Raw genomic sequence first — 15,788 nt, 5'->3', positions numbered from 1 at the left:
TCCGCATCTCAGGAAATCCGAACCCGTGCCCGTCCCGTGCCGCTGACAAGGCGGCGGCACGGCCGGTTCCGGCGTCGAATCCCTTCCTCAGGCCGCCCAGGAATGCGGTGCGGGGCGGCGCCTCCCCGGCAGGGCATTGTTCAGCCTCCACTGGTGGATCCAGTCAGGCAGCACCAGGTCGGCCGGCGGACGCCCGAACTCCTTGAGGATCTCCTCGTTCTCGACCGGCCCGTCCGCGGACACCAGCCGGGTGGCGATGAAGGCCCGGGCATAGATTTCGCCGTCTGCCACCATGCGCTGCTCGAAGTAGACGGCGCGGTCGTCAAGGCCGATGATCCTCGTCTCGATCGAGTACCGCTGGCCCAGCCGGAGCGACTTGCGGAAGCTGATGGTCTCCCCCGCCGCCACCGGACTCCAGCCCCTGCGCCGCATCCTCGACCAGACCCCGCTGCGGACCATGAGGTCGAAGCGGCCGAGGTCCATGAGGGAGAAGTACATGCCGTTGTTGACATGCATGGCAATGTCAATGTCCGTCGGCAGGACGCGCAGCGGAAGGGAGGACCGCCCCCAGACATCCAGTGCGGGCCGGCGGCGTGAGGTCAGGAGCAGGAGGAGGGTGCGCAGGAGTAAGTGCATCGGGTCATATTACTAGCCGGTAACATCGAGTGTCACGGGCCCGGCGGAGGAACCCTCCGGGTCCGGCCGGCCCCGGGGAGACGGAACAAACCGCCGCCTCCATCAGTTGCGCCAGAGTCGACCCCGTCCATCCCAGGGAGCCCGTCCATGACCACCAGTACCCAGATCCAGCTGATTGCGCGGCCGGTGGGAACCCCCACCCCCGACGATTTCCGCGTCGTCACCGAGGAACTGCCCGCCCTCGCGGACGGTGAGGTACGGGTCGGCAATGAATTCATTTCCGTCGACCCGTACATGCGGGGCCGGATGAATGACACCCCCTCCTACATCCCGCCCTTCCGGCTCGGAGCGGTGATGACCGGCGGCGCGGTGGGGCGGGTCATCGAGTCGGCCGCGGATTCGCTTCCGGTGGGCACGCCCGTCCTTTCCTTCCTCGGGTGGCGCGACATCGCCCAGGGCCCGGCCGACCAGTTCACTCCCCTGCCCGAGACCGACCTCCCTCTTTCCGCGTACCTTGGCGCAGCGGGCATGACCGGCCTGACGGCCTATGCCGGCCTGCTGCGCATCGCCGGGCTGCGGACCGGAGAGACGGTGTTCATCTCCGGGGCCGCGGGGGCCGTCGGGTCCGTCGCCGGGCAGCTTGCCCGCCTCCTGGGCGCCTCGAAAGTCATCGGATCGGCAGGGTCGGCGGAGAAAGTGGCCCTGCTCAAGGACAGGTACGGATTCGACGAGGCGTTCAATTACCGGGACGGAGCCGTCGTTGACCAACTCCGCGCCGCGGCCGCCGATGGCATCGACGTGTACTTCGACAATGTAGGCGGGGAGCACCTGGAGGCGGCCCTCGACGTTCTCAACCGCGGGGGTCGGGCCGCCCTGTGCGGAGCCATCTCCGCCTACAACACGGAGGGTGAGCCGACGGGGCCGCGCAACATGGGGAACATCGTGACCCGGACCCTCCGCCTCGAGGGGTTCCTCGTGGGGCAGCATTCGGACCTCCAGCCCGAATTCGCGCAGCGGATGGCCGCCTGGCTCAGCGATGGAAGCGTCGTCTTCGATGAGACCGTCGTCGATGGCATTGAGAACTCGGTCCAGGCCTTCCTAGGCATGATGAAAGGCGCCAACACGGGCAAGATGGTGGTGCGGGTCTAGCCGACCTCAGGGCCACAGCCGGTCGGTCCGCCAGGAATCCCCGGTGCGGGTGTAGCGGAGCCGGGTGTGGCGCCGTTCGGGGTCCGCCTGCCAGAACTCGACAACTGCCGGTTCCACGGTGAACACCGCCCAGGTCTCCGATCCCAGCTCGGGCCGGGCCTCAAGCTGCGCCAGCTGCCTCCCGACGGCGGCCTCGACCGCATCGGGCGTCTCGAGGACCTGACTTTGCCGTCCGGCAAGCACCAGTGCCCGGGCCGAGGGGTGCCGACGCTGGAAATCCTTATCGTTTTCCTCGGGGCCGGCGACTCGAACGGCTCCCCGCACCCGGACCTGCCGCCCCAGCCCGGGCCAGAAGAAGGTCAGCGCCGCCGAGGGATTGGCGGCGAGCTGGCGGCCTTTGGGGCTGTCGGTGCTTGAGGCGACCGACCACCCCGAAGCGTCGACGTCCTTGAGGATCACGATCCGCGCGTCCGGGAGACCATCCTCGCCGACGGTGGCAAGGTTGACGGCGTGCGGGGCAAGAACCCCCGACCGGACGGCGGCCTCGAGCCACTCAAGGAAGAGCGGCAGGGGTGACGCCGGTGCCGACGCTGGCTCGAAGGACGGCATGTCCTGCGGGAAGACAGGAGCGGTGCGCAGGAGGTCGGCAGCGGGGGTCAGGTCGGTCATGCGGCCAGCCTAGCGGCACCGGCGGCACCCGGGGGAGGAGTTCACCGAGCGTGAGCCGGCGTGCCAATCCTCCCGCTCCGTCGCTAGAGTCGAACCATGACCCCGGAGGAGAACCAGTACGTCGGCCCGAGGGACGTGACCCGCTGGGTCACCCCGGCGGGCAGGTGGCTCGTGCGCATGATCTCACCGCTGGTGCGCTGGGTCGGACCGCACTGGGCCCTGCTGCTTATTCTGGTCATCGGTGGCGGCCTGGCCGCCGCCCTGACTGCGGCCTCCTCGGAGGTGTACGAGTCCGTCGTGGAGTCCGACGGTGTGGCGGCCCTCGATCAGCCGGCCCTTGACCTTGCACTGTCGCTCCGCGAGCCCTGGCTCGATACGTTCATCACCGGCTATACGCACATCGGCGGCCCGGTCGGCATGCCGATCCTCACGGTGGCGGTCATGACGCTGCTGGCGCTGCGCCGCCGGTCCTGGACCCCGGTCATCATCATCGCCGCAGCGGCCTTCGGGTCGCTGTTGATGACCATCGCTGGCAAGGAAGCCGTGGGCCGGCTCCGGCCACCCCTGGACGCGGCGGTCCCGCCCTTCGAAAGCTCCCCGTCCTTCCCCAGCGGACACTCCCTCAATGCCATCGTCATTGCCGGGGTGGTGGCCTACCTCCTCGTCCTGCGCCGGTCGCGAAGACGGCGCGCCCCCGTCCTGACCGTCGCTGCGGCCATCCTCTTCGCCGTCACCATGGGTCTGAGCCGCGTCTACCTCGGCCATCACTGGCTCACCGACGTTATCGTTGCCTGGACCCTCGGCCTGGCCTGGCTCGCCGTGGTGATCACCATGCACCGGCTGCTGCTGACGGTACGCCGCCGCCGGGTACCGGCAGAGCCGTGACCGGCCCTGCCGGCTCCCTCTTTCCACGGGAGCGCAAGGAAGTCGCGCCCGGGGCGGTGCACGTCCCGGACTGGCTCACGCTCGAGCAGCAGCAGGAGCTCGTGGCAGCCTGCCGCGGCTGGGCGGCGGGTCCGGTCCCAATGCGTGCGGCACGGATGCCCAACGGCGGTGCCATGTCGGTTCGGACGGTGTGCCTCGGCTGGCACTGGCAGCCCTACCGGTACAGCCGGACCGCCGACGACGCCGGGGGCGGCCGGGTCGCTCCATTCCCGGATGCCCTCGGCGTGCTGGGGCGGGCGGCGCTCGACGCCGCGTACGGCACGGGCAGCGGGGACGCCTACTCCCCTGACGCCGCGCTCATTAACTTCTATGACGCGGCGGCAAAGATGGGAATGCATCAGGACAGGGATGAGCGCTCCGACGCCCCCGTGGTGTCCCTCAGCCTGGGCGACGAATGCGTCTTCCGTTTTGGCAACAGCGAGAACCGGAACCGGCCCTGGCAGGACCTGGTGCTCGCGTCGGGCGACCTGTTCGTCTTCGGCGGACCGTCACGGTTCGCCTACCACGGGGTGATGGGGACCCGCGCCGGCACTGCCGATCCGCGCCTCGGACTCAGCGGGCGGCTGAACATCACGCTGCGGGCCACGGGACTTCAGCAGCGCTGACGGAGCGGGAAGGATTCCTGCGCAGTCACTGGTGCCGGGGAGTTACCGCCGGCCCTCCTGCGCCGCTGACTTGGCGGCAGAAATAACCTTGAAACGGCGGCGCTGCCTCGGCGGAAGCAGTGCGAGGTAGTGGGGGTTCGCCCGAAGGAACTCCTGAGCCTCGGGACAGTACGGCGTGATGGCCAGGCGGCGCCGGTGGGCGTTGAGCAGGACCGACTGCATGAGGAAGGGCTCAAGGCCCAGCTTGCGGAAACGCGGGTCGACCACCGCGTGCAGCAGCAGGACGTCGCCGCCCCTCATCTCATACTGGACGTAGCCGGCCATCACCCCGTTGCGGTAGAGCTCGAACCGGGAGAACAGCACATTGTCCCGGAAGACCTCCCGCATCCCTGCGGGCTCGGCCTGCGCCTCGACGGCGGACTCCCTCCGCTGCAGTTCCTCGACGAGCTCCTCGTACCGGTCCCGCGTCTCCATGGTCGGGTAATCGCAGTCGAGGAGCTGGTAGATCCGGTTGCACAGCGCACGAAGCTGCCGCGTGGGGACTTCGGAAAGATCGGCGGGGTACTCCGCGTCGTCCACCTGACGCGTGGCGCCGAGCGCGAGCCTGGAAATCCGCGGAAGCGACCCGGGGTCCGAGACAGCCGGACGGGTGCTGCCGGGGTGGTCCAGTACTTGGGCGTTTTCATCCATGGTTCTGCTCCACTGTGGTGGTTCCATGGCCTCCTGCTTGACCAGTCCGTGCAGTCTAGTAGAGAACCGGGAAAAGGGAAACCTCAGGGCACTGACGGTCATTTCGCCGTTTCAGCGACCCTCCACGGGGCGCCGCCCGTCCCTCGGACCGGCATTGCGCAGGCTCCTGTCCCCCGCGTAGTCTCTGGTGCCCAGCAGACGGCCCGGCACCAGCAAAGGCACTTCCATGCAGCCGAACACTCCTCCCGCCCTTCGACGCCGCATCCCCCGCACGGCCGACCTCGCCCCGCTCCTGCAGTTCCGCCGCCCGCAGTTCGGCACGGCGTCCCGGCTCCGGCGCGCCAACACCATCGAGGACCTGCGCGCACTCGCCAAGCGCCGCACCCCGACCGCGCCGTTCGACTACACGGATGGAGCGGCGGAGGCGGAAATCTCCCTGGCCCGGGCCCGCGACACATTCCATAATCTTGAGTTCCGGCCCTCCATCCTGCGCAATGTCGGGACGGTCAGCACGGCCACCCGGATCCTGGGCGGCACGGCCGCCCTGCCCTTCGGCATCGCACCGACCGGTTTCACGCGCATGATGCAGTCCGAGGGGGAGTACGCCGGTTCCCGCGCCGCCGAAGCCGCGGGCATCCCCTACACGCTCTCCACCATGGGCACCGCCTCGATCGAGGACGTCGCCGCGGCCGCCCCCGCGGGACGCAACTGGTTCCAGCTCTACCTGTGGACCGACCGGGACCGCTCCCTGGAGCTGATCGAGCGGGCGGCGGCCGCCGGCAATGACACCCTGATGGTCACCGTCGATACCGCCGTCGCGGGCGCAAGGCTTCGGGATGTCAGGAACGGACTGACCATCCCGCCGGCGCTGACCCTCAAGACGGTCGCCGACGCCTCCTACCGGCCGGGCTGGTGGTTCAACTTCCTCACCCACGAGCCGTTGTCCTTCGCCTCGCTGTCCCACTATCCGGGAACCGTGGCCGAACTGATCAACTCGATATTCGACCCGACCCTGACCTACGAAGACCTCGATTGGCTGCGCGGGGTCTGGAAGGGGAACCTCGTCGTGAAGGGCATTCAGACCCTCGAGGACGCCCGCCGGGTGGTTGACCACGGCGCCGATGGCATCGTCCTGTCCAACCATGGCGGACGGCAGCTTGACCGGGCACCGGTCCCCCTCCAGCTGCTCCCGCAGGTGGCGGACGAGTTGAAGGGCAGGACGGCCATCATCCTCGACACCGGCATCATGAGCGGCGGCGACATCGTTGCCGCGCTTGCCCTCGGCGCGGACTTTACCCTGATCGGCAGGGCCTACCTCTACGGCCTGATGGCCGGGGGCCGCGCGGGCGTGGACCGGGTCATTGAAATCCTGGCCGCCCAGACCGTGCGGACCCTGCAGCTGCTCGGCGTGAACCGGGTTGAGGACCTCGGCCCCGAGCACGTGAAACTGCCGGCCGGAACCTCCACGGGGCAGGAAGGTCTCAATTCCATCTCGAACCTCCGAAACCGGGGAGGAGGCCGCTAGTATTCGGAGGGTGGCCCGTGGGGGTGCGGGCCACACCAAAAGTCTGGGGAGACATAATGCAGCGTGAACGGGTGCGGTATCCGTTGAGCTACCGGCGTGCCCGCACCGCACTCTTCGCCGTCGGACTGTTCTGGCTGTGGCTGGGGCTGGGCAGCGCGGACTTCGTCGCCGGCCTTTCCGAATCCCCGATCCATGCCTTCATTGCCATCTACGCCCTCGCGGTGGCCGCCCTGGTCTCGCTTCCGGCGGCGCTGCTGGCAGGCGCGCGCATGCTGCTCGCCCGGCCCCGGCGGGCCGGCGAACTTCTCCACCTTCCGGTGCGCGGCGAGGCCTCCGACACGGCCCCCGCCCACTGGTGGTACGGCTCCAGGGCCTCCTAGCGGCGGGGCCCACCCGCGACCGCTAGCCTTCGCATTCGTTGCAGTAGGCCAGGCCGTTCTTCTCGAGTGCGATCTGGCTGCGGTGGCGGACCAGGAAGCACGAGGCGCAGGTGAACTCGTCATCCTGCGGCGGAATCACCTGGATCAGGAGTTCCTCGCCGGAAAGATCCGCCCCCGGCAGATCGATGCCCTCGGCCGTGTCACCGTCCTCAATGTCAACGGATGAGGACTGCGCACTGCTTCCACGGTTCGCCTGAAGCGCTTCGAGGGACTCCGCTTCCTTGTCCTCGTCGTTGTTGCGGGGTGCGTCGTAATCCGTTGCCATGGTGGAGCCGTTCTGATGGGGGTGTCGGAGCTGGGAAGCCTGTTGCAGCAACCGAGTCTAACGGGAAATCGGGATGGCTTTGACATGATAGGTGCTTTATGCCGGGATGCTTGTCATATTCACGGAAAAGGGGCCACGACAGATCCACGAGGCGCGCTGCCGAAGGGGCCAACAGCGCTCTCCCGGGGTCGATCCGGGGCTCCGCGCCCACGGAATGGACGCCTCGGCCCCCTCACTACCAGATGGTCTAGCATTGCGCTATGGCACAGCAGCGTCCCAGACCTTCATCCGGCTACTGGTACGCCCCGGAGCCGGACCTGGAGCGGGGCCTGGACGTCCTCAACGCGCTGCGGGACTACCGCAGCGCAGAGACCGCGATGCGGCGACGGACCCGGGATTCCATGGGAATGAACGAAACCGATCTGATCGCTGTCCGGTTCCTCCTGCAGGCCGAGCAGGCAGGTGAGCGGATCGGCCCGAAGGACCTCGGAGCGAAGCTTGGCATTTCCTCCGCCTCGACGACCACCCTCATCGACCGGCTCGTGGCCAGCGGACACGCCCGCCGGGAGGACCACCCCACCGACCGCAGGGCCTTGGTGATCCGGCCCACAACGGACTCCGATACCGAGGTCCGCGCCACCCTGGGCGGAATGCATGCCCGCATGATGGCGGTGGCGGCAGCGCTCAGCGACGCTGACGCCCGTGCGGTCATCGACTTCCTCACCCAGATGCGCGAGGTCCTCAATCAGGACGAGCACCAGGCCCCTCCGGTCGGAACCACGACGCAGGGCGCCACAGGAGGCACCGGCCCCTCGGCCTGACCCCGCCGCTGCACCCGGCCGGCTCAGCGCCGGTCCTGCGCTGTGCGGAAAGCTGACAGCAGGCCGGGCCACCGGAACGCGTAGGGTTAAGGAAGAGCCCGGCTGCTTCTCCCGGAGCGGGCGGCCGAATTGACCGGCAAGGGGGCATATGGAATCCGAGACGACCTACGGCGTCGAACCGGGCGAAGGATTCTACGCCTGGCCCCGGCCGCTGCCGCCGCCCGCGCTGCGGGTCCTTAAGAAGGGGTTGCTGCTGGCGGCCGCCCTGCTCACCGTCCACCAGTTCATCCCGGCAGGAAGCGCCGGATCCCTGGTGAGCGAGGTCTTCACGATCGCGCTCGTGATGTCCTGGCTGGCACCACTGGGCCGGATGTACACCCGGCTGGCCGGCCGCCGCGGCGACCGTTCCGGCTGAGCCGGACAGCGCGCCGCGCCCTGGCCGGAAGGGGCCGGGTCCCTGGTCAGCCGGGATCCGCCACCACCAGCAGCTCGCCCACCTGGCAGTCGAGCACCTCGCACACCGCGGCCAGGGTCGAAAAGCGGATCGCCCGAGCTCTGTCGTTCTTGAGGATCGAGAGGTTGACCAGGCTTACTCCGACCCGGCGGCTGAGCTCGGTCAGGGTCATCTCCCTGGCTTCGAGCAGTTCATCGAGGCGGCAATGGATGCGCTCCCCGGACTCGGCGGGCATCAGACCAGCCCGACGACGTCGTCCTGGAGCCGCCGGCCGCGGTGCACGAGCGTCGCAAAGAGCGTCATCACCAGCCCGATGACCACCGGAGTTGGGTTGAACTCAAGGAAGAAGACGGTCCGGTCGTCCGCCCCGGGGAACAACCCCGAGTACCCAACAAGCCGATCCTTCCCGGCGGAGCCGAGCGCCTGGGCCAGCGTGCCGGCGACCGCCACGAGGATGCCCACGACGCCGATGGCCCCTTCCGCACCCCGGGTGAACGTCCGGTCCGCCACGACCCGCCGGCACAGGACCCACACCATCACGCAGACGGCGACAACGATCAGGGCCTGGAGCCCGGCCGAGACGGCGAGCAGCAGGCCCTCGGTGGCGGGCACCGACTCGAAGTCCACCTCGACACTGCTGTAGCGCGCGCCCCTCACTTCCTCGATCACGCCGTCGATCCGGGGTGTGACGACATTCCGAAGGGGCAGGTCCAGGGTCACCGGCCCGGTAAGGAGGGCGCGGATCTCGGCGAGCGCGAGGGCCGTGGCCGCGACTCCAACAACGGCAGCCACGACCATCAGAAACATGGCCTCGACGCGGGAAACCGCCAGCGCGGGCTTCCGCTTCGGCCTCGATGGCGATTTCCGACCCGCTACTGCCATATCTCCACCCTTTATCGAAATTCGTTGTTTATGAATGTCGATAAACTAGCGCCGCCCGCAGCGGCCGTCAATAGCCCCGCGGCCGACGCACCGGCACGGGGTGATTCAGGGCTTGGCCAGGTACTCGTTGCGGACATCGATGAGCTTCTGAAGATAGGCAGCCAGGAAGACCCGTTCGGCGGCGCGCCCCAGCGGGCGCAGCGGCGCCGAGAACTCGATGCGGTCGATCATCACCGACCCACCGGGTTCCCCGCGGAATTCGTGCTCGTGCCGGAAGCTGCGGAACGGCCCCCGGACCTGCTCGTCAACGAACCGGTGAGGCGGCTCCATTTCGGTGATGCGGCTGGTCATGGAAATGGGGAGGCCGAAGTGCCACGCCCGCCAAGTCACCTGCTCGCCAAGGGAAATCGTTCCGGAGGTCACCCCTGCCACCGCCCGCTCCCGGGAGTGGGCCATCGATTCCCGGTGCGCATCGATGCTGCGGGACCGCTCAAATAGCTCCCGCACGGGCAGCGGCGAGCGGGTGGTGCGCTCGAAGTAGACGGTCATCCCCCGAGTATGGCATTCCACCCGGGCACACCCCGACGTGCTGTATTGTCCCGAGGAAAAGCGTTGATCACATGGGGGAAGTGCAATGGGGGTTGCCGTCAATGTCCGCGTGCCGGCGGGGTATTCAAGGCTGCTGGGGGTTCTGCTGGTTTTCGGGTTGTTGGGCCCACTGTCGGCGTGCAGCTTCTACCGGGACGTCCCGGTTCGCGATAAAACAGGCGCCGTGACTGAGGAGCTGGAAACGAACCCGTTCTCCATCACGACAGGTGACTGCATCATGGACCCGGGCGACGGCGACATCTACGAACTCACCGTGGTTCCGTGCACCGAGACGCACGACCTCGAGACCTACGCGGTGACCTATCTTCCCGAAGGGGAATACCCCGGCGAGGACGCGGTCCTCGAAGCCTCCGATGCCTTCTGCCTCGACGAGTTCGAGCGCTTCATCGGCCTTCGGTACGAGGAATCGGTACTCGACATGTACACCTTCTACCCCACGGATCAAACCTGGACCTGGAAGGGCGACCGGGAGGTTATCTGCCTCGCCGGCGAATATGAGGGGGCCTCGGCCCCGGGATCCCTGAAGGGCGCCGGCCGGTAACAGCCTGGATGCCATCATCCCGACCAAATGGCAAGGGGTGCCCCTCAGCGAATAGTTGGTGCGTTCCCTGAACCCTCCGGATAGGGTAAGGTCCGCAGGGCGGAGGCCCCTGCAGTCTGGGGAGTATTCGGTGCGTAAGGCTGAGAGCTGGCTGAAATCGGCTGCGGGAGCAGTGGCGCTGAGCGCGGTGATCCTTCTGGGATCCCCCGGCGTGAGCGCGTACGCCGTCCAGGTGGCAGCGGAAAAGGACGGGGGCGTGCCGCCCGGGCAGCAGAAGGGCCAACAGGAGCCGCCGGGTGAGCCGGCACCGCCCACCGATCCAGGGCCGTCGGATCCCGACCCCCAACCCACGACGGACCCTCCGCCCACGACTCCGGTGGAACCGACGACTCCACCGCCGACGCAAGTCCCCAGCCCGGAGCCGACGCCCGAGCCGACGCCGGAGCCGACGCCCGAGCCGACGCCGGAGCCGACGCCCGAACCGACCCCGGAACCGACGCCCGAAGCGCCACCGGCGCCCGCCCCGGTGGCACCGGTCGTGCAGCAACCGCCGGTTTTGCTGCCCGTGGTTCCCGCTCCCCAGATCCTCCCGGCAGCACCCGCCGCGCCCAAGATGGTCGTTCCGCCCAAGCTCAAGCCCAGCGCGCCCAAGTTTGCAACCGCACCCTTCGCGACGGCACCGTTCGCCAGCCAGCTTCCCGAAGGATCAGCGGCCCCGTCGGAGGAAGAGGCCGCCGAAGCGGCTGCGCCCGACACTGCGGCCGCCAGCACGGCGAAGGTCAGCCGGGTGGCGGGGATCGCCGGGACGCTCATCCTGCTTGCGGGCGCCGTCGTCGCTTTCGCCCGCCACCGGCCCCGGGACTAGCTGTACTGCCCGGGCGGGTTGGTGGCGTATCCGCAGGCGGGAATCCGCTGGACCTAGCGGTCTATTTCCTGCTGCGCGAGTGCCGCGAGGGATTTCAGGTTGGCTGCGTCTGTGTCGCTGAACGCCCGCGGCTTGTCGTCGATGACGCACAGGCTTCCGATCCTCCAGCCGCCCGGACCGGTCAGCGGGTGGCCCGCGTAGAAACGGATGTGCGGTTCCCCCTGGACCAGCGGACTTGAGCTGAAGAGGGCGTCATTGAGCGTATCCGGGACGACGAGCATCCTGTCGGCGCGAATGGTCTGGTTGCAGAAGGCGATTTCGCGGGGCAGGTTCTGGCCGATGGGCCCGGCGAGGGACTTGATGAACTGGCTGTCCCCGGTGATCAGGGCAATCGAGGACGAGCTGACACCGAACTGGCGTTGGGCGCGCCGGGTGATCCGGTCGAACCGCGGCTCCCCCGGGGTGTCGAGAAGCCCGGTGCGGCTCAGTGACGCGAGCCGCCGCAGCTCCGCTTCGCGTTGAACGGCCTGGATAGCGCCGGCGGTACCGAGGGTGCTGAGGGCCGGGTCGAGCCAGCCGCCGGGCTGGCCGGAATAGCCGGCGGCCGCCGACACCTCACCCGTGCTGTAGGGCGCCGGCTGAACAGTGGAGCCGCGGTCCTCGAGCATCTCATTGATGGCGTGGGCAACGAGGTCCCGCTCAAGGGAGGGCAGTACCAGGAGCCCGTAGAGGTAGGCCTCGACGTCGAGCGGGTCGAGACGGCCGCCCATCCCTGCGTAATTGAGCCACAGGTCATAGGAGTCAAGCCCGGCGGCCGACGCGCTTTCGATGCTCAGCCACTGCTGGGCATACCTGTCCATTGCAAACACCCGCCACCCCACCTTTCACTCCAGTAAAGTTTTGTCTATCCGTCAACCGTAACTGAAAGAGGGCGGACGGAGGAGAGAAAGCGGGAACGCGTCGCGGTCGGTGCCGTCACCCGGGGCCGTTCCCCCCGGCGCCTGCAGCGAAACCGTCAACTCTAGGGCTCCCGCCCGGAGCGGTCCATGACTTTCCTTTCCAGCCCCGACATGTACTCTGGTGCAGCGTCCATTCCTAGAAGAAAGCAATTCCCCCATGGCAACCGATTACGACGCTCCCCGCGTCGCGCAGGAAGACCAGCCGGCCAACGAATCGCTCGAGGCGATTCAGGCCCAACGCAGCGCCACCACGCAGACCGCGTTGATCGACGTCGAGGACGGCGACACCGCCGAGGGCTTCGATCTTCCCGGAGCTGTCGTCGATGACGAACTGCTCGTCGAGGTCGTTCCCGTCCAGGAGGACGAGTTCACCTGCATGTCCTGTTTCCTCGTCCACCACCGCAGCCAGCTGGCGCTGGAAAAGAACGGCGCCAAGTACTGCAGGGAGTGCGAAGGCTAAAGGCGGAGTTTCCCCGACCGGCCCCTTGCGGCGTCGGACCCGCGCCCATCCGGAGGCGGGTTCGGCGCCGAATTGTCAGTGGCAGCACATAGTCTGACTACGACGTTTAGGCCGGGCCACCGAGGAACACCATGAACACCGCCGTCCTTCCCGCACCGCAAATCTTCGATCGCCCCTGGACACGCGAGCAGCTTCTTGGCGCCGCCGAGGCTTCCCGGGAGTCCGAGGAACACACCGATTACCGCGGGGCCGCCCGGGCGATGGCTGGCCGAGGCCGGTCGGTGGACCTGCCCCGGATCAGGGCTTTGGTCAGCACCGTCATGGGCGGCACCGATGGGACCTACTTCATCTGCTGCTCCCTCTACGGCGCCCACCTGGCCATCAGCTTCCCCGAACTTTTCACCGACCGCCAACGCCAGCTGCTCCTGGCGCCGCTTGCGGCCGCCGACGCACTCGTGGGTTCAGGCGCGCTCGGGCGTGCGGCTTAGGCCTCCACTGTTAGCGTCAATCGCACCCGGCTTTGAGACCGGCTCCGTTTCCGGCACCGTCGTCATTTATCCGGGACCCTTCCCCGGGCCGGGCCGCTAGGTCCGCGGCGATGTCTTTGTGGGGCGGGCGCCAAAGCTCTCGGCCAGGTCGAAGGTGAAGTCGATGAGCAACCCGATCACATAGACACAGTCCCGCCGGTCTTCAAGCTCACCCTTCATTCTGGTCAGCGCGGCCAGCAGGTCCTCAGTGGACCGGCCGTCCTCAAGGTAGCGGTCAACGGCCGCGGCGAGGGCGGCGGCGCCCTCACCCTCTTCGATGAAACGGTAGGGCTCCCAGTTGAGATGGTCCCACTGTGACGCCAGCTCGTTGGACATCCATGGCACCCCGGCCTCCTCAGCGCGCGGTCGGACGGCCGTTTCGAGGACATCCCGCGTGCTGCTCACCTCGGCCATCACGCGCTCAGGATCCGGCGGCGTGAACGCTTCGAAGCGGTCGAGCGCCGTCCTGGCCTCCTCCACCGCCAGGCGCAGCCTCTCCTCGAAGCTGGGGCCCTCGTAGGGAGCCCGCCCCGACCCGCCGAGATCCAGCACCAGGGCGGAAACGTCGGCGTAGGCGCGGTCGAGCCGGTGGTGCACCCCGGCGACGTCCTGGTCGCCTCCGGCAAGTTTCCAGGCCTTCTCGTGAAGCGTGACGGCGGTGTCAATAGCCAGCATCCTGGCACTCACGGCGACGGCCTTCTTTGCCCTGCGCCCGGCCAGCAGCCGCACGCCGACCAGCCCGGTCGAAATCACCACGGTGAGGACCGACAGGGCCAGGACAGCGGGATCGCTGTCCTGCTCCCGCCCGGCGCTTCCGGACCCGCTCAACCTTGTCTCGGCCACGATGCCTCCTCGGGGTTTGATTGCACATTCTTTCACGCAATTCCATTACCCGGGAGGGAGGGCCCGAAAGCTTCAGCCGGAACGCGAACCCGTCCGGTCAGGCCGGAGCGACGACGTCGACGGTCGCGTGCCTCTTAGCCTCCTCCTGGAACGGCGGGGACCAGACCAACACTCCGTAGCGGCCCGGGGCGAGGTCGGCCGACAACGTGACCTGCATCGAGTAGCGGCCGTTCGCGTCGGCAGTGACCACAGGAGCATTAAGGAGGTCAGTATCGGTCTGGTACCGGAGTAGCCACACATGGATTTGTGCACCCGGTTCATAACCGCCTCCGGAGATGGTCCAGGTGGAACCTGCCATACGCTCCACCCGGGGCTCGTCAGCGGCGGTGGCGGGAACCAGGTCGGGGTACACCGGCGCGGGAGGCTGGGCCACGGGGGCTTCGGAGGTGGGCGCAGGGGGCGGTGTCCATGCCGCAGGGGCCTGTGGTGCTGTGGGCTGTGGTGCCTCCGGAATGAATGGTGCAGGGTCCGGGGCCGCCGGCGGCGCAGAAGCGGTGGCGGGTGCGGGCGGTGGAGCCGGTGCGGAGGACGGAACCGGCGGGGGAGTCGGGTCCGCGGACACGGCCGGGGCCTCCGGCTCCTCACTCTGAGTCGGGGGGACGGAGGAGGTCGAAGGTCTGGGTGCGGGACGTTCGGCGGGCCCAGAGGCGGTCGGTGCGGCGCACCCCGCCAGCAGCATCGCCGTGATTGAAAAGGAGAGGAGGAACCGAGTGTTCACTGTAGGCACTTTCATCTGGAAGGGAGGCCCCTCTGACAAACGGCCCTCCGCATCAAAGCGGGCGGAGGGATCCGAAACTCGTTGAAGCCCAATTGGGGCTGTTCCTGGCCGCCGCACACCGTGCGTCACCGTCCGCGGCTGCCCCCACAAGCCGCGCGATAGGAGGACCATACAGCCGCACAGCCACAAGCAGCAGGTGCTGCTGGTCACGGTCGTACAACGCTTTGCGAGTGCGCCTGTGACGGCCCCGGCCGGCGCCGATTTCCCGCCGCGGACGCATGCGCGGTCCGGAATCGACCCTCCCCGAAGGAATAGGTGGCCGCCGCCATTCTCCGCTCGGTATGGTGACGCTCTAGGGTCCAACGAGAGGAGATCCCATGCCCAGGGGAGACATTGAGACGTTCCACGACGTGGGCTTGTGGATGAACCGGCGCCAGGCGGTCGACGACAAGCCCTGGGGCCTTTCTGCCACCAAGGAGGAGGCGGCCGGGATCGGCCGGAGTGTCGCCAAGGCGGAGAAGGTGGAGCACATCATCAGGAATATCGACGGGACGATCGGGGAACGGAACTCCTACGGGAACGACCCCAGCAGCGTCAGCGGCTGAACGCTGCTGCCCTCGTGCCGCACGGCCGATACCGACGGGGCGGACACGGCTCGTTACCTGAGGATCGGCTCCTGCTGCATCGCCATTTCCTGCCGGAACTTATTGACGTGCTGCGGGCAGAAGGACGCGACACCGGCCCCGGAGATGGTTTTCAACTCCTCGGGGGTGTATGAACCTGATGCGTCCCCTGCACGGATCAGGCTGTTCGCATCCTGCGCGGCCCCGCCCTGGTCGTACATCCTGCAAAAGCTCATGGCGATGGTGATGATCTGGTCGCCCTTCATGAACTGCAGGTCGGGGTGCTCCCGGCGGACGTAGTCGAGGAACGCCTTCTCGTGCAGTTCCTCGTCCGTCAGCGCCGAGACGGCCACCTTGACCCCCGGTGTGAGGTAGTCGGCAGTCGCGTCTGTCCGGGAGTCGGCGCCGCACCCGGCGAGGAGAATTCCCGCGATGCCGAGCGCTACAACCGCGGGGTGTTTCAAGGGTCCTCCTAGGAAGTATTCGACTCTGATTCTAGTGC

At 68.0% G+C, this 15,788-nt stretch carries 23 protein-coding genes; 12 read left to right on the top strand and 11 right to left on the bottom strand.

Features of this window, described 5'->3' with window-relative positions; all coding sequences use genetic code 11:
* Positions 1-87 precede the first annotated feature (87 nt).
* Positions 88-636 (bottom strand): acyl-CoA thioesterase, encoded by a 549-nt coding sequence (locus E2F48_RS08645; protein ID WP_133403611.1) that lies wholly within the window; start codon positions 634-636, stop codon positions 88-90.
* Positions 637-783: 147 nt separating this feature from the next.
* Here E2F48_RS08645 and E2F48_RS08640 point away from each other — a divergent pair, with 147 nt between their 5' ends.
* Positions 784-1,785, top strand: a complete 1,002-nt coding sequence (locus E2F48_RS08640) for an NADP-dependent oxidoreductase (RefSeq protein WP_133403610.1) — start codon at positions 784-786, stop codon at positions 1,783-1,785.
* 6 nt (positions 1,786-1,791) lie between these two features.
* On the opposite strand, the gene E2F48_RS08635 is transcribed toward E2F48_RS08640, so the two are convergent.
* Positions 1,792-2,454, bottom strand: a complete 663-nt coding sequence (locus tag E2F48_RS08635; RefSeq protein WP_133403609.1) for a pyridoxine/pyridoxamine 5'-phosphate oxidase — start codon at positions 2,452-2,454, stop codon at positions 1,792-1,794.
* 96 nt (positions 2,455-2,550) lie between these two features.
* Between E2F48_RS08635 and E2F48_RS08630 the strand changes: the two genes are divergently transcribed.
* Together E2F48_RS08630 and E2F48_RS08625 are read left to right on the top strand one after the other, a co-directional pair.
* On the top strand, positions 2,551-3,339 hold the full coding sequence (locus E2F48_RS08630) for a phosphatase PAP2 family protein (RefSeq protein ID WP_133403608.1): 789 nt from the start codon (positions 2,551-2,553) through the stop codon (positions 3,337-3,339).
* Positions 3,336-4,004, top strand: coding sequence for an alpha-ketoglutarate-dependent dioxygenase AlkB family protein (locus E2F48_RS08625; RefSeq protein WP_133403607.1), 669 nt, complete (start codon positions 3,336-3,338; stop codon positions 4,002-4,004). The genes E2F48_RS08630 and E2F48_RS08625 overlap by 4 nt, the downstream gene beginning before the upstream one ends.
* 42 nt (positions 4,005-4,046) lie before the next feature.
* On the opposite strand, the gene E2F48_RS08620 is transcribed toward E2F48_RS08625, so the two are convergent.
* Positions 4,047-4,694, bottom strand: coding sequence for a GNAT family N-acetyltransferase (locus E2F48_RS08620; protein WP_133403606.1), 648 nt, complete (start codon positions 4,692-4,694; stop codon positions 4,047-4,049).
* 226 nt (positions 4,695-4,920) lie between these two features.
* Between E2F48_RS08620 and E2F48_RS08615 the strand changes: the two genes are divergently transcribed.
* Positions 4,921-6,219, top strand: a complete 1,299-nt coding sequence (locus E2F48_RS08615; RefSeq protein WP_133403605.1) for an alpha-hydroxy acid oxidase — start codon at positions 4,921-4,923, stop codon at positions 6,217-6,219.
* A gap of 56 nt (positions 6,220-6,275) precedes the next feature.
* Positions 6,276-6,599, top strand: coding sequence for a hypothetical protein (locus E2F48_RS08610; RefSeq protein WP_133403604.1), 324 nt, complete (start codon positions 6,276-6,278; stop codon positions 6,597-6,599).
* 22 nt (positions 6,600-6,621) lie between these two features.
* Here E2F48_RS08610 and E2F48_RS08605 read toward each other — a convergent pair whose 3' ends face one another.
* Positions 6,622-6,924, bottom strand: coding sequence for a DUF4193 domain-containing protein (locus E2F48_RS08605; protein ID WP_133403603.1), 303 nt, complete (start codon positions 6,922-6,924; stop codon positions 6,622-6,624).
* Positions 6,925-7,184: 260 nt separating this feature from the next.
* Between E2F48_RS08605 and E2F48_RS08600 the strand changes: the two genes are divergently transcribed.
* Positions 7,185-7,745 (top strand): MarR family winged helix-turn-helix transcriptional regulator, encoded by a 561-nt coding sequence (locus E2F48_RS08600; RefSeq protein WP_133403602.1) that lies wholly within the window; start codon positions 7,185-7,187, stop codon positions 7,743-7,745.
* 148 nt (positions 7,746-7,893) lie between these two features.
* On the top strand, positions 7,894-8,160 hold the full coding sequence (locus E2F48_RS08595; RefSeq protein ID WP_133403601.1) for a hypothetical protein: 267 nt from the start codon (positions 7,894-7,896) through the stop codon (positions 8,158-8,160).
* A gap of 46 nt (positions 8,161-8,206) precedes the next feature.
* On the opposite strand, the gene E2F48_RS08590 is transcribed toward E2F48_RS08595, so the two are convergent.
* The 3 genes from E2F48_RS08590 to E2F48_RS08580 all read right to left on the bottom strand — a co-directional run bounded on the left by E2F48_RS08590 (position 8,207) and on the right by E2F48_RS08580 (position 9,630).
* On the bottom strand, positions 8,207-8,434 hold the full coding sequence (locus E2F48_RS08590) for a helix-turn-helix domain-containing protein (RefSeq protein ID WP_133403600.1): 228 nt from the start codon (positions 8,432-8,434) through the stop codon (positions 8,207-8,209).
* Complete coding sequence (locus tag E2F48_RS08585) at positions 8,434-9,081, bottom strand: hypothetical protein (protein WP_133403599.1); 648 nt, start codon at positions 9,079-9,081, stop codon at positions 8,434-8,436. The genes E2F48_RS08590 and E2F48_RS08585 overlap by 1 nt, the downstream gene beginning before the upstream one ends.
* Before the next feature lie 105 nt (positions 9,082-9,186).
* A complete protein-coding gene (locus E2F48_RS08580; protein ID WP_133403598.1) occupies positions 9,187-9,630 on the bottom strand; it encodes an SRPBCC family protein in 444 nt (147 codons plus the stop codon).
* 223 nt (positions 9,631-9,853) lie between these two features.
* On the opposite strand from E2F48_RS08580, the gene E2F48_RS08575 reads away from it, so the two are divergent.
* On the top strand, positions 9,854-10,231 hold the full coding sequence (locus E2F48_RS08575; RefSeq protein ID WP_165968729.1) for a septum formation family protein: 378 nt from the start codon (positions 9,854-9,856) through the stop codon (positions 10,229-10,231).
* A 130-nt stretch (positions 10,232-10,361) separates the two neighbouring features.
* Entirely contained in the window at positions 10,362-11,096 is a 735-nt protein-coding gene (locus tag E2F48_RS17415; protein ID WP_185149804.1) for a hypothetical protein, read from the top strand.
* A 53-nt stretch (positions 11,097-11,149) separates the two neighbouring features.
* Here E2F48_RS17415 and E2F48_RS08565 read toward each other — a convergent pair whose 3' ends face one another.
* Entirely contained in the window at positions 11,150-11,956 is an 807-nt protein-coding gene (locus E2F48_RS08565; protein WP_133403596.1) for a GAF domain-containing protein, read from the bottom strand.
* Between the two features lie 256 nt (positions 11,957-12,212).
* Here E2F48_RS08565 and E2F48_RS08560 point away from each other — a divergent pair, with 256 nt between their 5' ends.
* Positions 12,213-12,515, top strand: a complete 303-nt coding sequence (locus tag E2F48_RS08560) for a DUF4193 domain-containing protein (protein ID WP_133403595.1) — start codon at positions 12,213-12,215, stop codon at positions 12,513-12,515.
* Positions 12,516-12,646: 131 nt separating this feature from the next.
* Entirely contained in the window at positions 12,647-13,003 is a 357-nt protein-coding gene (locus tag E2F48_RS08555; RefSeq protein WP_133403594.1) for a hypothetical protein, read from the top strand.
* Positions 13,004-13,099: 96 nt separating this feature from the next.
* On the opposite strand, the gene E2F48_RS08550 is transcribed toward E2F48_RS08555, so the two are convergent.
* A complete protein-coding gene (locus E2F48_RS08550) occupies positions 13,100-13,885 on the bottom strand; it encodes a hypothetical protein (protein WP_133403593.1) in 786 nt (261 codons plus the stop codon).
* Positions 13,886-13,982: 97 nt separating this feature from the next.
* Positions 13,983-14,318 carry a hypothetical protein gene (locus E2F48_RS17310; RefSeq protein WP_165968728.1) on the bottom strand — a complete coding sequence of 112 codons (336 nt, stop codon included), beginning with the start codon at positions 14,316-14,318 and terminating at the stop codon, positions 13,983-13,985.
* 722 nt (positions 14,319-15,040) lie between these two features.
* Between E2F48_RS17310 and E2F48_RS08540 the strand changes: the two genes are divergently transcribed.
* A complete protein-coding gene (locus E2F48_RS08540) occupies positions 15,041-15,268 on the top strand; it encodes a DUF2188 domain-containing protein (RefSeq protein ID WP_133403592.1) in 228 nt (75 codons plus the stop codon).
* 53 nt (positions 15,269-15,321) lie between these two features.
* Here the strand turns inward: E2F48_RS08540 and E2F48_RS08535 are convergent, their stop codons facing one another.
* Positions 15,322-15,750 (bottom strand): DUF732 domain-containing protein, encoded by a 429-nt coding sequence (locus E2F48_RS08535; RefSeq protein ID WP_165968727.1) that lies wholly within the window; start codon positions 15,748-15,750, stop codon positions 15,322-15,324.
* Between the last annotated feature and the right edge of the window lie 38 nt (positions 15,751-15,788).

Origin of the sequence: Arthrobacter crusticola, from assembly GCF_004357995.1 — a bacterium.
Lineage (GTDB): Bacteria > Actinomycetota > Actinomycetes > Actinomycetales > Micrococcaceae > Arthrobacter_D > Arthrobacter_D crusticola.
This window is presented reverse-complemented; position numbering and strand designations above follow the sequence as displayed.

Bases quoted from the DNA above. Each gene is read 5' to 3' on its own strand.
- E2F48_RS08610 (WP_133403604.1), top strand. From the start codon at position 6,276: ATGCAGCGTGAACGGGTGCGGTATCCGTTGAGCTACCGGCGTGCCCGC.
- E2F48_RS08630 (WP_133403608.1), top strand. From the start codon at position 2,551: ATGACCCCGGAGGAGAACCAGTACGTCGGCCCGAGGGACGTGACCCGC.
- E2F48_RS08605 (WP_133403603.1), bottom strand. From the start codon at position 6,924: ATGGCAACGGATTACGACGCACCCCGCAACAACGACGAGGACAAGGAA.
- E2F48_RS08585 (WP_133403599.1), bottom strand. From the start codon at position 9,081: ATGGCAGTAGCGGGTCGGAAATCGCCATCGAGGCCGAAGCGGAAGCCC.
- E2F48_RS08555 (WP_133403594.1), top strand. From the start codon at position 12,647: ATGAACACCGCCGTCCTTCCCGCACCGCAAATCTTCGATCGCCCCTGG.
- E2F48_RS08590 (WP_133403600.1), bottom strand. From the start codon at position 8,434: ATGCCCGCCGAGTCCGGGGAGCGCATCCATTGCCGCCTCGATGAACTG.
- E2F48_RS08635 (WP_133403609.1), bottom strand. From the start codon at position 2,454: ATGACCGACCTGACCCCCGCTGCCGACCTCCTGCGCACCGCTCCTGTC.
- E2F48_RS08615 (WP_133403605.1), top strand. From the start codon at position 4,921: ATGCAGCCGAACACTCCTCCCGCCCTTCGACGCCGCATCCCCCGCACG.
- E2F48_RS08540 (WP_133403592.1), top strand. From the start codon at position 15,041: ATGCCCAGGGGAGACATTGAGACGTTCCACGACGTGGGCTTGTGGATG.
- E2F48_RS08565 (WP_133403596.1), bottom strand. From the start codon at position 11,956: ATGGACAGGTATGCCCAGCAGTGGCTGAGCATCGAAAGCGCGTCGGCC.
- E2F48_RS08645 (WP_133403611.1), bottom strand. From the start codon at position 636: ATGCACTTACTCCTGCGCACCCTCCTCCTGCTCCTGACCTCACGCCGC.
- E2F48_RS08620 (WP_133403606.1), bottom strand. From the start codon at position 4,694: ATGGATGAAAACGCCCAAGTACTGGACCACCCCGGCAGCACCCGTCCG.
- E2F48_RS08640 (WP_133403610.1), top strand. From the start codon at position 784: ATGACCACCAGTACCCAGATCCAGCTGATTGCGCGGCCGGTGGGAACC.
- E2F48_RS08560 (WP_133403595.1), top strand. From the start codon at position 12,213: ATGGCAACCGATTACGACGCTCCCCGCGTCGCGCAGGAAGACCAGCCG.
- E2F48_RS08580 (WP_133403598.1), bottom strand. From the start codon at position 9,630: ATGACCGTCTACTTCGAGCGCACCACCCGCTCGCCGCTGCCCGTGCGG.
- E2F48_RS08595 (WP_133403601.1), top strand. From the start codon at position 7,894: ATGGAATCCGAGACGACCTACGGCGTCGAACCGGGCGAAGGATTCTAC.
- E2F48_RS08600 (WP_133403602.1), top strand. From the start codon at position 7,185: ATGGCACAGCAGCGTCCCAGACCTTCATCCGGCTACTGGTACGCCCCG.